Source organism: Streptomyces tardus (assembly GCF_018101125.2).
In the GTDB taxonomy this organism is placed as follows: Bacteria; Actinomycetota; Actinomycetes; order Streptomycetales; family Streptomycetaceae; genus Streptomyces; species Streptomyces tardus.
In genome coordinates this window covers 162,528-175,625 of sequence record NZ_JAELVF020000001.1, presented here as the reverse complement: position 1 = coordinate 175,625, position 13,098 = coordinate 162,528, and the positions used below count along the sequence as shown (strand labels likewise).

Annotated in this window: 10 protein-coding genes; 9 read left to right on the top strand and 1 reads right to left on the bottom strand. The window is 69.7% G+C overall.

The genetic code is table 11. The features are described from left to right. The first annotated feature begins 98 nt into the window (after window positions 1-98). From JGS22_RS00735 to JGS22_RS00715, 5 genes are all read left to right on the top strand, one after another. On the top strand, window positions 99-1,142 hold the full coding sequence (locus JGS22_RS00735; protein WP_211039606.1) for a 3-isopropylmalate dehydrogenase: 1,044 nt from the start codon (window positions 99-101) through the stop codon (window positions 1,140-1,142). A gap of 276 nt (window positions 1,143-1,418) precedes the next feature. Next, complete coding sequence (locus tag JGS22_RS00730) at window positions 1,419-2,522, top strand: branched-chain amino acid aminotransferase (protein ID WP_211039623.1); 1,104 nt, start codon at window positions 1,419-1,421, stop codon at window positions 2,520-2,522. A gap of 406 nt (window positions 2,523-2,928) precedes the next feature. Then, on the top strand, window positions 2,929-4,557 hold the full coding sequence (gene cimA, locus JGS22_RS00725; RefSeq protein WP_211039607.1) for a citramalate synthase: 1,629 nt from the start codon (window positions 2,929-2,931) through the stop codon (window positions 4,555-4,557). Window positions 4,558-4,964: 407 nt separating this feature from the next. Next, window positions 4,965-6,548, top strand: coding sequence for an acyl-CoA carboxylase subunit beta (locus JGS22_RS00720; RefSeq protein ID WP_211039608.1), 1,584 nt, complete (start codon window positions 4,965-4,967; stop codon window positions 6,546-6,548). A 144-nt stretch (window positions 6,549-6,692) separates the two neighbouring features. Then, window positions 6,693-6,902: an acyl-CoA carboxylase epsilon subunit gene (locus JGS22_RS00715; RefSeq protein WP_211039609.1), complete on the top strand. Its 210-nt coding sequence runs from the start codon at window positions 6,693-6,695 to the stop codon at window positions 6,900-6,902. 108 nt (window positions 6,903-7,010) lie between these two features. On the opposite strand, the gene JGS22_RS00710 is transcribed toward JGS22_RS00715, so the two are convergent. Further along, on the bottom strand, window positions 7,011-7,193 hold the full coding sequence (locus JGS22_RS00710; RefSeq protein ID WP_211039610.1) for a hypothetical protein: 183 nt from the start codon (window positions 7,191-7,193) through the stop codon (window positions 7,011-7,013). Window positions 7,194-7,733: 540 nt separating this feature from the next. Between JGS22_RS00710 and JGS22_RS00705 the strand changes: the two genes are divergently transcribed. The 4 genes from JGS22_RS00705 to JGS22_RS00690 all read left to right on the top strand — a co-directional run bounded on the left by JGS22_RS00705 (window position 7,734) and on the right by JGS22_RS00690 (window position 12,661). Continuing rightward, on the top strand, window positions 7,734-11,192 hold the full coding sequence (locus JGS22_RS00705; protein WP_211039611.1) for a sensor histidine kinase: 3,459 nt from the start codon (window positions 7,734-7,736) through the stop codon (window positions 11,190-11,192). Window positions 11,193-11,201: 9 nt separating this feature from the next. Then, a complete protein-coding gene (locus JGS22_RS00700) occupies window positions 11,202-11,615 on the top strand; it encodes a roadblock/LC7 domain-containing protein (protein WP_211039614.1) in 414 nt (137 codons plus the stop codon). A gap of 73 nt (window positions 11,616-11,688) precedes the next feature. Beyond that, window positions 11,689-12,102, top strand: a complete 414-nt coding sequence (locus JGS22_RS00695) for a DUF742 domain-containing protein (protein ID WP_211039612.1) — start codon at window positions 11,689-11,691, stop codon at window positions 12,100-12,102. Further along, a complete protein-coding gene (locus tag JGS22_RS00690) occupies window positions 12,083-12,661 on the top strand; it encodes a GTP-binding protein (protein ID WP_211039613.1) in 579 nt (192 codons plus the stop codon). The genes JGS22_RS00695 and JGS22_RS00690 overlap by 20 nt, the downstream gene beginning before the upstream one ends. Window positions 12,662-13,098 lie beyond the last annotated feature (437 nt).

Below are 13,098 nucleotides of genomic sequence, written 5' to 3'. Positions count from 1 at the left end.
CGGCCCCGCCGCACCGCAAGGTCCGCAAGCACCGACGCCGTGCGTCCGTATCGCGGACGCACGGTGTCACCACCTGGGACGAGGAGTAGGGTCGCCGCATGGCGCGCAGCATCAATCTCGCAGTAATTCCCGGCGACGGCATCGGCACCGAGGTCGTGTCCCAGGGGCTCAAGGTCCTCCGTGCGGTGCTTCCGCAGGAAGTGAAGCTGGAGACCGAGGAGTACGATCTCGGGGCGCGCAGGTGGCACGCCACCGGCGAGACCCTGCCGGACTCCGAGCTGGAGCGGCTGAAGGCGCACGACGCCATTCTGCTCGGCGCCATCGGCGACCCGTCCGTCCCCTCCGGAGTGCTGGAGCGGGGGCTGCTGCTCAGGCTCCGGTTCGCCTTCGATCACTTCGTGAACCTGCGGCCGTCCAGACTGCTTCCGAACACCCCGACTCCGCTGGCCGGCGACCCCGAGATCGACTTCGTGGTCGTCCGCGAGGGCACCGAGGGTCCGTACGTCGGCAACGGCGGCAGTCTGCGCACCGGCACTCCCGCCGAGGTCGCCACCGAGGTCAGCCTCAACACGGCACACGGCGTCGAGCGGGTCGTGCGCGACGCGTACGAGCGGGCGAACGCCCGCCCGCGCAAGAAGCTCACGCTGGTCCACAAGAACAACGTGCTCGTGTACGCGGGCCACCTGTGGAAGAACACCTTCGACCGGGTCGGCCGGGAGTACCCCGAGGTCACCACCGACTATCTGCACGTCGACGCGGCGACCATCTTCCTCGTCAACGACCCCGCACGGTTCGACGTGATCGTCACCGACAACCTCTTCGGCGACATCCTCACCGACCTCGCGGCAGCCATCACCGGCGGCATCGGCCTCGCAGCCTCGGGCAACATCAACCCCACCGGCGAGTTCCCGTCGATGTTCGAGCCGGTGCACGGTTCCGCGCCGGACATCGCGGGCACCGGCAAGGCCGACCCGACTGCGACGATCCTCTCCGTGGCGCTGCTGCTCCAGCACCTGGGGCTGACCGCCGAGGCAGCCCGGGTCGAGGAGGCCGTCACGGCCGACCTGCACGAACGTGCCGCGCTCGGCACGCGCACCACCGACGAGATCGGTGACGCGCTCGCCGTACGGGTATCCGGCTGACGCCGGCGCCGTACTGCGAACCCCGTACTGATCGACGACAGATCACGTATCACTCACAGCACAGCAGCCGGAACCACGCCCTCCGGGAGGGCGTACGCATCCGGCTGCTGTGCTATTCGGCGGTTGGGTGCGACCATCGACCCGGGACCGCCACCCCACTCCCGTATGCGACCACCGGCGCGCGATAATCGAACCGCGGGCCGCGGCAACAGGAGACTCCCGGACGCCGAACACACGTGAGCGGTCCACAGGAACACGGAAGTGAAGGACGCGCTCATGACGACGGCCCGTATCGGATTCGACCTCAAGCCCTCCGCGCAGCCGCTGCCGGATGCGGAGCGGGAGGCGATCCTCGCCAACCCCGGCTTCGGACGCCACTTCACCGACCACATGGTCACCATCAAGTGGAGCGAGGGCAAAGGCTGGCACGACGCCCAGCTGGAGCCGTACGCACCGCTGCGGATGGACCCGGCCAACATGACGCTTCACTACGGGCAGTCGATCTTCGAGGGTCTCAAGGCGTACCGGCAGACCGACGGTTCGGTCGCGCTCTTCCGCCCGGACGCCAACGCCCAGCGCTTCCAGCGCTCCGCCCGGCGGCTGGCGATGCCGGAGCTGCCGGTCGAGGCGTTCATCGAGGCGTGCGAGCTGCTGGTGCGCCAGGACCGGTCGTGGGTCCCGGGAGTGGGTGAGGAGTCGCTGTACCTGCGGCCGTTCATGTTCGCGAGCGAGGTCGGGCTCGGGGTGAAGCCGGCCAACGAGTACCTCTTCATGGTGATCGCCTCCCCGGCCGGCGCGTACTTCCCCGGCGGCATCAAGCCGGTCTCGGTGTGGCTGTCCGAGGAGTACACCCGGGCCGCCCCCGGCGGCACCGGCGAGGCCAAGTGCGCCGGAAACTACGCCGCTTCGCTCGTCGCGCAGGCCGAGGCCGCGCAGCAGGGCTGCGACCAGGTCGTCTGGCTCGACGCGGTGGAGCACCGGTACGTCGAGGAGATGGGCGGGATGAACCTGTACTTCGTGCAGGGCTCGGGTGCGGACGCCCGTATCGTCACGCCCCGCCTCACCGGCACGCTGCTGCCCGGCATCACCCGCCACTCGCTCCTCACCATCGCCGAGGACCTCGGCTACGCCACCGGCGAGGTCCAGCTCTCCACCGAGGACTGGCAGCGGGGGAACGCCGACGGCAGCATCTCGGAGGTCTTCGCCTGCGGCACGGCGGCCGTCATCACCCCGGTCGGCACCGTGAAGTCGGCTCGGGCGCAGTGGACGGTCGGCGACGGCGAGCCGGGCGAGCTGACCCGCAAGCTCCGCGAGACGCTGCTCGCCCTCCAGTCCGGTTCGATCGAGGACCGGCACGGCTGGCTGCACCGGGTGGGCTGAGCCCGATCCGTCCGTGCGGGCTTTCCCGGAGCAGGTGTGCCGGGAAGCCCGCGCGTTCGGGGCCGGCTGTGCCGCTCCTCGTCCGCGCCCGCCTCGCGCCGGCCCGGCCGCGTTCCGGATGATGAGACGTCGTCCCCGGTGCGGGTGCGGTGTGCAAGAATCCCCGTGTGCTTTCGACCGTCATGATTATTGGCGACAGCGCGCCGGTCCGCAGTGACCTCTGACCGCCGGGAATCCCAGGCGGCAGCGGACACCGTGCCCCAGACCCGCGCGCAGACCTCTCGCACCCGCGAGGGGTCTTTTCGTTTTACGGCCCACCTTCGCCGTACCGGGAAGCGCGCGGGATGATGGGGCAAGTGGAGCCATCTATTCCGGTCCCACTCTCATCCGTAGGAGCCAGAGCAGCATGACCACGGACGTCACCGACTCATTCCACGTCTTCGACACCACGCTTCGCGACGGCGCGCAGCGCGAGGGCATCAATCTCACTGTCGCGGACAAGCTCACCATCGCCCGCCACCTCGACGACTTCGGCGTCGGGTTCATCGAGGGCGGCTGGCCCGGCGCCAACCCGCGCGACACCGAGTTCTTCCAACGGGCCCGCCAGGAGATCGACTTCCGGCACGCCCAGCTGGTCGCCTTCGGCGCCACCCGCAGAGCCGGTACGCGCGCGGCGGACGATCCGCAGGTCGTGGCGCTCGCGGACTCCGGCGCCCCGGTCGTGACCATCGTCGCCAAGTCCCACGACCGTCATGTGGAGTTGGCGCTGCGGACCACGTTGGAGGAGAACCTGGCGATGGTCGCGGACACGGTCGCCTATCTCCGCGAGCGCGGCTGCCGGGTCTTCGTGGACTGCGAGCACTTCTTCGACGGCCACCGGGCCAACCCCGCGTACGCCACCGAGGTCGTCGCCACCGCGCACCGGGCCGGCGCCGACGTCGTCGTCCTGTGCGACACCAACGGGGGGATGCTGCCCTCCCAGGTCCACCGCGTCGTCGCCGAGGTGCTGGCGGACACCGGCGCCCGCCTGGGAATCCACGCACAGGACGACACCGGCTGCGCGGTCGCCAACACCCTCGCCGCGGTCGAGGGCGGCGCCACCCACGTCCAGTGCACGGCCAACGGCTACGGCGAGCGGGTCGGCAACGCCAACCTCTTCCCGGTCGTCGCGGCGCTCCAGCTCAAGCACGGCCGCACCGTCGTGCCGCCGGCCGCACTGCCGGAGATGACGCGCATCTCGCACGCCATCGCAGAGGTCGTCAACCTCACCCCCTCCACCCACGAGCCGTACGTCGGCGTCTCCGCCTTCGCCCACAAGGCCGGCCTCCACGCCTCCGCGATCAAGGTCGACCCCGACCTCTACCAGCACACCGACCCCGAGCTCGTCGGCAACTCGATGCGCATGCTGGTCTCCGACATGGCCGGCCGCGCCTCCGTGGAGCTCAAGGGCAAGGAGCTCGGCTACGACCTCACCGGCGACCGCGACCTCGTCGGCCGCGTCGTCGCCCGGGTCAAGGAACAGGAGCTCAAGGGGTACACCTACGAGGCCGCCGACGCCTCCTTCGAGCTGCTGCTGCGCGACGAGGTGCACGCGAGCCCGGAGAGCGGCGGCAGCCGCCACGGAGGAGCCAAGCGCTACTTCAGGGTGGAGTCCTGGCGCGCCATCGCCGAGGAGCGCCCCGACGGCTCGCACGCCAACGAGGCGACCGTACGGGTGTGGGCGAAGGGCGAGCGCGCGGTCGCCACCGGGGAGGGGAACGGCCCGGTGAACGCGCTGGACCGCGCCCTGCGCGTGGCGCTGGAGAGCGTCTACCCGCAGCTTGCGCGGCTGGAGCTGGTCGACTACAAGGTCCGCATCCTGGAGGGCAGGCACGGAACCAACTCCACGACCCGGGTCCTCATCTCCACCAGCGACGGAAGTGCGGAGTGGTCCACTGTCGGCGTCGCCGAGAACGTCATCGCCGCCTCCTGGCAGGCGCTCGACGACGCATACACCTACGGGCTGCTGAAGGCCGGCGTCGAGCCGACCGAGTGAGCGCAGGGGCCGGGCGTCGCGGGCGTCGCCGGGGAGAGGAGACGACATTTGTCAGTCCGTACCGCGGCTGGGAGTACCGGGCGCGGGGTCGAGCGGCTTGTCGGGCTCGGACAAAGGGCCGTCCGTCCAGGCAGGTACGGCGGCCCGGCCCGGCCCTCGGTGCGCACCCCGTATCCCGGGGCGCGGACCGAGCCCGCTCGGCGTACCCGACCAGGCAGAACCGTGGGTTACGACCCGGCGAGCAGCAGCTGTGGAACCCCTACAGCGCAGATGACAGCGAATCGCAGATGTCCGGCATCGGATGCCTGCCCGCGCGGCGGTTCTGTGCAGCACAGCCATGAAAGCCCGGCCGAGACTGTACGAATCTGACGAGGGCGTTTGGCGGGCCTGTTTCGTAGGGTCTGTACATGACCGATCTCGCCCAGGACACCGCCGCCCCGATCGACGCCCGTGGCCGCACCGCAGAGCTGCACGCCATTCGCGCGCAGGCCGTCGCTGGGCCCGGCGAGCGCGCCACCCAGGCGCAGCACGCCAAGGGGAAGCTGACCGTTCGGGAGCGGATCGCGCTGCTCCTGGACGAGGACTCCTTCCACGAGGTGGAGGCCCTGCGCAGGCACCGGGCGACCGGTTTCGGCCTGGAGGACAAGAAGCCGTACACCGACGGTGTGGTGACCGGCTGGGGCACCGTCCACGGCCGCACCGTGTTCGTCTACGCCCACGACTTCCGCATCTTCGGCGGCGCGCTCGGCGAGGCGCACGCGCAGAAGATCCACAAGCTGATGGACATGGCGATCGCCGCCGGCGCACCGCTGGTCTCGCTCAACGACGGAGCGGGCGCCCGTATCCAGGAGGGCGTCTCCGCGCTCGCCGGTTACGGCGGCATCTTCCAGCGCAACACCCGCGCCTCGGGCGTCATTCCGCAGATCTCGGTCATGCTCGGCCCCTGCGCGGGCGGTGCGGCCTACAGCCCGGCGCTGACCGATTTCGTCTTCATGGTGCGGGACACCTCGCAGATGTTCATCACCGGCCCGGACGTCGTCCAGGCGGTGACGGGCGAGGAGATCTCGCAGAACGGACTGGGCGGCGCCGACGTCCACGCCGGCACCTCGGGTGTGGCGCACTTCGCCTACGACGACGAGGAGTCTTGCCTGGAGGAGGTGCGCTTCCTGCTCTCGATGCTGCCGCAGAACAACCGCGAGAACCCGCCGGTCGTCGAGAGCGAGGACCCGGCGGACCGCAGCGGCGACTCCCTGCTGGAGCTGGTGCCGGCCGACGGCAACCGCCCCTACGACATGCACAAGGTGATCGAGGAGCTCGTCGACGACGGCGACTGTCTGGAGATCCACGAGCGCTGGGCCACCAACATCATCTGCGCGCTGGCCCGGATGGACGGCCAGGTCGTCGGCATCGTCGCCAACCAACCGCAGTCCCTGGCCGGGGTGTTGGACATCCACGCCTCGGAGAAGGCCGCGCGTTTCGTACAGATGTGCGACGCCTTCAACATTCCGATCCTGACCCTGCTGGACGTGCCCGGCTTCCTGCCCGGTGTCGACCAGGAGCACGGCGGCATCATCCGCCACGGCGCCAAGCTGCTCTACGCGTACTGCAACGCCACCGTGCCTCGTATCTCGGTGGTCCTGCGCAAGGCGTACGGCGGCGCGTACATCGTGATGGACTCCCAGTCCATCGGCGCCGACCTCACCTACGCCTGGCCGACGAACGAGATCGCCGTGATGGGTGCGGAGGGCGCGGCCAACGTGATCTTCCGGCGGCAGATCGCCGCCGCCGATGATCCGGACGCGATGAGGGCGCGGATGGTCAAGTCGTACAAGGCCGAGCTGATGCACCCGTACTACGCGGCCGAGCGCGGCCTGGTGGACGACGTGATCGACCCGGCGCAGACCCGGCACGTGCTCATCAACTCGCTGGCGATGCTCCGCAGCAAGCACGCGGATCTGCCGTCCCGCAAGCACGGCAACCCGCCGCAGTGAGCCCGTCCGGGGCAACCCCGCAGGAACAGGCAACAACGATCAGCACCAACAGCGATCAGCTGTACAGCTGAGAGCAGTGACCGCCGCGGCGCTCGGAGCGTCGCAGCACCGAGCACCATCACCGCCGCGCGAAGGAGAGCCGAAGTGAGCGTTCAGCAGACGTCCAGCCTGGTCCGGGTCGAAAAGGGCACTGCGAGCGACGAGGAGCTCGCCGCGGTGACGGCGCTGCTGCTCGCGAGGGCGGCGCACGGTCAGCCGACCGAGCCGCAGGGTCCGCACCGCCGCAGCGTCGCCGGCTGGCGTCGGCTGGAGCGTGCACGCGGCTTCCGGGCACCGCACAGCTGGCAGGGCTGAGCACCGGGACCACACGAAAGAGCGGTGTGCGACGGCTTCCCCGCAAGGGGCCGTCGCACACCGCTCTTTCGTGTTCCGCGAGCTCTGGGGCGCGGAGCCGAGGAGCTCTCAGCTGTCCGCCGGAGCCTCCATGAGTATGGTGCGCTCGGGGTTGGCCGTGGCGGCCGGCAGTACGACACCCGGGGCCTCGTACGGGCTCTGGTGCGGGGTGAGCTCGTCGGCATCGGTGAGATGGGCCAAGGTGGTGCGCCGGGGGTTGGCCGTGTTGCGCATGATCATGGTCGTCTTCACTGGGAGTTATGCCTTCGCTTGTCTATGCTGGGCGAGCTGTAAATCTCGAGAATATGCCCGCTTTCCCGCTCGCCGGGCGGCGCGGACGAATCCCCGTCTGTGAGCTTCCTCACCTGCACACGGGCATTCACGTCATTTCGGACGGTATCCCGGCGAGGTCAAAGCGACATCCCCATATCAATGCGCGCAGAACGCCGAGCGGTGTCGCTGCCGGGGCAGCTTGCCGTGCCGTCTGGTCGGTCGCAAACGCCCGAATTGCTCCTGGTTCCTATTGACTTAATGTCACGCTGTGACCTCGCAGGGTCACCTATGTCACAGGTCGATTCCCGGCCCTTGTTGGACATCCGGCACTGTGCTGGAATTCCACGGACCGCCGTGGGACATCAGTCGGCGCGCACGGGGCGCAGAGCAGCGCCGCGCGGCGGCCCTGGGGAAGCACGTAGGTCACTCACGACCGCCGGAAGGCCCTGTGAAAGCTTCCGGCTCAACACCGTCCTGCCGCACTCCGGCGGGACGCCCGGTCCAGAGGTTGCGACGCTAGTGCAGGGACGTTTCAAAAGGGACAGCAAGGCTGCAGCGGCTTCGGAGCTGCGCGGGTCCAACGACCGCGGCTCTGCTCCACAGCGTGCGCAGGACGACGACCAGTCACCGCTCGTGCGGAACCTCGACGGTGCGGGCGCGGAGAGCGCCGCTGCCGAGGAGGAACCCCAGGACGGCGCCACGGCCGAGGCGGAGCCCAGCGCGGGCTCCCGGCTTCTGCTGCGCAATTGGCGGATCAGTACCCGGCTCGTCTCCCTCCTCACACTGCCGGTCGTCGCAGCGACCGCCCTCGGTGCCTTCCGGGTCGTCGACGCCAACGAAGAGGCCGCGCAGCTCAAGAACATGCAGCTGCTGACGGAGATGACGCAGCAGGCCACCGCGCTGGCCGCCGCCCTCCAGGAGGAGCGCGACCGCTCCGCGGGCCCGATGACGGCGCACGGCAACGCCAAGGACGACGCGGTCGCCGCCCCCAGGGAGCGCAGCGACCAGGCGAAGAAGGCCTTCGACGAGAAGAGCAAGGAGTTCTCGGGCGACAGCGAGGAGCTCGCCGGCGTCCGGGCCACGGTCGTGAGCATCGGCAGCCAGCTGGGCCTGCTGAAGGACATCCGGGACCGCTCCTACGAGAACGACGACGCGATCGCCGAGACCGTCAGCGACTACAACCGCATCATCGAGTCCCTGCTCACGCTCTCGCAGGACATGGCGCAGGCCACCAGCAACCCCGACATGATCAACAGCACCCGGGCGCTGGCCGCGTTCTCCACTTCCAAGGAGTACGCCTCCATCCAGCGCGCGATCATCAGCGCCGGACTGGCCAACCCCGACGGTGCGAAGCTCTCGGAGAACGACCGCCGTTTCGGCGGCACCGCCAAGGACAACGAGGACGCCGCTCTGGCGCGGTTCACGGTGATCTACGGTGACGGCGCGGAGCAGCTCATCAAGTCTCTGACCGGCGGAATCGTCAATATCGTCTCCGCGGACGCGTACGCCAGCCGGGTCTTCAAGAGCGCCGACGGCATCAGGGCCGACCAGCGCTCGTACATGGACTGGTACGACCAGGACCGGACGAAGATCGACGAGATGGAGAAGATCGAGACCACTCTCCTGACGGAGATGGAGCAGCAGGCCCGTCAGCTGGGCAAGGAGGCGGAGCGGGAAGTCATTCTCAACATTGCCTTCATCGTCCTGGTCCTCGGTATCTCGCTCATCGGCGCCTTCGTGGTGGCCCGCGCGATGGTCAAATCGTTGCGCCGTCTCCAGGACACCGCGCAGGAGGTCTCGCGCAGGCGGCTGCCCGAGCTGGTCAAGCAGCTCTCGGAGTCGGACCCGCAGGAGGTCGACACCACCGTCGAGTCCGTCGGCGTGCACAGCAGGGACGAGATCGGCCGGGTCGCCGCGGCCTTCGACGACGTGCATCGCGAGGCCGTGCGCCTCGCCGGTGAGCAGGCCCTGCTGAGGGGCAACGTCAACGCGATGTTCACCAACCTCTCGCGCCGCAGCCAGGGGCTCATCCAGCGCCAGCTCTCGCTGATCTCCGAGCTCGAGTCCCGCGAGGCCGACCCCGACCAGCTGGCCTCGCTGTTCAAGCTGGACCACCTGGCGACCCGTATGCGCCGGAACGGCGAGAACCTGCTGGTCCTCGCCGGCGAGGAGCCCGGGCGCCGCTGGACCCGTCCCGTACCGCTGGTCGACGTGCTGCGCGCCGCAGCATCCGAGGTGGAGCAGTACGAGCGCATCGAGTTGAGCGGGGTGCCGACCATCGAGGTCGCCGGGCGCGTGGTCAACGACCTCGTGCACCTGCTCGCCGAGCTGCTGGAGAACGCCACCTCGTTCTCCTCGCCACAGACCAAGGTGAAGGTCACCGGGCACGCGCTGCCCGACGGGCGGGTGCTGGTGGAGATCCACGACACCGGCATCGGCCTCTCTCCCGAGGACCTCTCCGCGATCAACGAGCGGCTCAACAGCCCGCCCACCGTGGATGTTTCGGTCTCTCGTCGCATGGGCCTGTTCGTGGTCGGCCGGCTCTCGCTGCGGCACGGCATCCGCATCCAGCTCCGTCCCTCGGACTCCGGTGGTACGACGGCGCTGGTCATGCTGCCCGTCGACGTCACCCAGAGCGGCCAGGTGGCCAGGGACAAGGGCGGGCCCGGCGGTGCCGGCGCGCCTGCGCCCCGGCTCCAGAAGCCACAGGGCGGCACCCCCGGCACCAGCCGGCTCGGCGCACTGCCCACACGCGGCCAGGTCGGCGGTGGCGGAGCGCGCCCCGCGCTGCCCGGTGCGGGACGGCTCGGTGGTGGTCCCGGTGGCCCGGGCGGGCCCGGCGGGCCGCAGCGTCAGGGCGGCGGGAGCCAGGCGGCGCCGCTGTTCGGCGGCCGTCCGGCCGGCAACACTCCGGCGCCCGCCACGCCGTCTCCCGCGGCCCCGGGCCCCGCGCCCGCGATGCCCAGGGCCGACCAGGGCGTGGACAGGCCGCGGCTGCCCGCCCGCGGCGGGCCGGCAGGCGAGCTGCCGGCCAGGCTGCCGCAGCGCGGCGGGGCGGACGAGAGTCAGAGGCAGGAGACCGCGCGGAACGCGGAGTCCGCTCCGCTGCCCGGAGCGGGTGAGCGTCCCGGTCTTCCCGCGCCGTCGCAGGGCCGCCCGCAGCTGCCCCAGCGCGCCCAGAACGCCCGTCCTGCTCAGCCGCAGCATTCCGACGAAGCTGCCGGTGGCGCCCAGCGCCCCAGCTGGGCCAGTGGTGAGGCCACCGCCGAGCAGCAGCGGGTACGGGCCGCGGACGACCGGCCGCGCGGCCACGAGGAGTCGGTGTTCGACGGTGGTTTCGGTCGCCCCGGGACCAACGGCGGTGCTCCGGCAGGGCCGCCGCAGCCCGACTCCTACGCGCGCCAGGACCCGCTTTCGCCGCACGGGTACGCGCCTCAGCCGGTGCACGACGACACCACCGAGCTGGACATCCCGATTCCGGCGACCGCCACCGCGGAGACCCGTACGCCCATCTTCGAGCAGATGGAGACGAACTGGTTCAGCCGCGACCCGCAGTCGGTCGAGCCCGCCCCGTCGGAGCCGGGCCCGCAGCAGACGCGCCCGTCCGGAGCGGCCTCACCGATCGCACCCCAGCGGCAGGCGGGGCCGGAGGAGACCGGGCAGCAGCCCCAGGCCTCCGTCGGCAACGGCTCGGCCAACGACGAGCTGTGGCGCAGAGCCGAACGACTGCGTACACCCGCCGCCGGCGGCGTCACGACCTCGGGCCTGCCTCGGCGGGTTCCCAAGGCAAACCTGGTGGAGGGGGCCGCGCAGCAGCAGTCCGTGCAGGTGTCGGGGCCGCAGGTTTCCCGCGCGCCCGACGCGGTGCGCGGTCGCCTCACCAACCTCCGTCGGGGGATCGCGCAGGGCCGTCAGGCCGGCGGGGCCCCCGGCAGCAACGACCGGGGCAACCGCCCCACCTACCAGCAGGAGCGTTAGTTGAGTCCGATGAGCCAGGCGGCGCAGAATCTGAACTGGTTGATCACCAATTTTGTGGAGAACACCCCTGGGGTGTCGCACACGGTGGTGGTTTCCGCCGACGGTCTTCTTCTGGCGATGTCGGAGGGTTTTCCGAGGGATCGTGCCGATCAGTTGGCGGCGGTTGCTTCGGGTCTGACGTCGTTGACGCAGGGGGCTTCGCGGATTTTCGAGGGTGGGGCGGTGAACCAGACCGTGGTGGAGATGGAGCGTGGTTTCCTCTTCATTATGGCGGTTTCGGATGGTTCGTCGTTGGCTGTTCTCGCTCATCCGGAGGCTGATATCGGTCTTGTCGGTTACGAGATGGCGCTGTTGGTGGATCGGGCGGGCACTGTTCTGACCCCGGAACTCCGCTCGGAACTGCAAGGAAGCCTCCTCAACTGACCGCAAGCTCCCCGTACTTGAGCTCGAGCACGTCCCATCCGTCTCGTCGACCTTCTGCTTCGCCGGAGGAGCCATGACCACCCCGCCCCCCTCGCCCGGATCGTACGGAGCCGCTGATCACAGCGCGCCGTACGAAGGCGAGGGCGACCAGCCGCTGGTGCGCCCGTACGCGATGACGGGCGGCCGCACCCGGCCGCGCTATCAGCTCGCGATCGAAGCGCTCGTCAGTACCAGTGCCGACCCGACCCAGCTGCCCGGCCTGTTGCCCGAGCACCAGCGCATCTGCCACCTCTGCAACGAGGTGAAGTCGGTCGCCGAGGTGTCCGCGCTGCTGGCCATACCTCTGGGCGTTGCCCGAATCCTTGTCGCCGACCTTGCCGAGGCCGGGATGGTGGCCATCCACCAGCCGGGCGGCGGCAGTGAGCCGGGCGGCGCACCGGACGTGACTCTGCTTGAAAGGGTGCTCAGTGGACTTCGGAAGCTCTAGCGGTGCGGCCCGCTCCACCACCTCCGCGAAGATCGTGGTGGCGGGTGGGTTCGGCGTGGGCAAGACGACCTTCGTGGGCGCCGTGTCGGAGATCAATCCGTTGCGTACCGAGGCGGTGATGACGTCGGCGTCGGCGGGCATCGACGATCTGACCCACACCGGCGGCAAGACCACGACGACGGTGGCGATGGACTTCGGTCGGATCACCCTCGACGACGACCTGATTCTGTATTTGTTCGGTACGCCGGGTCAGGATCGTTTCTGGTTCATGTGGGACGACTTGGTGCGTGGTGCGATCGGTGCGGTGGTGTTGGTGGACACGCGTCGGTTGGCGGACTGTTTCCCGGCGGTGGATTACTTCGAGAACAGTGGGCTGCCGTTCGTGATCGCCCTCAACGGCTTCGACGGCCACCAGCCGTACAGCCCGGACGAGGTCCGCGAGGCCCTGCAGATCGGACCCGACGCTCCGATCATCGTCACCGACGCCCGCCACCGCGCGGACGCCAAGACCGCACTGATCCAGCTGGTGGAGCACGCGCTGCTGGCCCGGCTGCGCTGACCCCGCAGCCTCGGAGGCAGGCCCGTCCGCTTGGGCGGGCGCGCCGTAGACCGGCAACCGTGCGGCTGCCTGCCCGCAGATGCCCCGTCAGTCGGCCCCGCCGAAGTGCCCACCCGAGCGATCAGCCGCGGGGGCCGGGCGGCAGACCGTGGCGCGCAGGGGGCGGAGAGCACGGGGAGCCAGGAGCACAGGAGCACAGGAGCACAGGAGCACAGGACAGGGTTCATCAGATCGATGCACCCTGTCCTGCGAGTTCATAACGGTTCGACAGAGATAGCACCCACACCGAACACGAACAGTGGGTGAATCGTTGCGTTCTGCATCCAAGCTCGGTCGCTTTGGTGGAGATTAAGGGATATGTCCTATTGAGTCTCTCCGCTACGTGCTGGTCATCTCACTTTCAAGTGCTTGGAATGCGCCCGTCGGTCGTGCTGGAA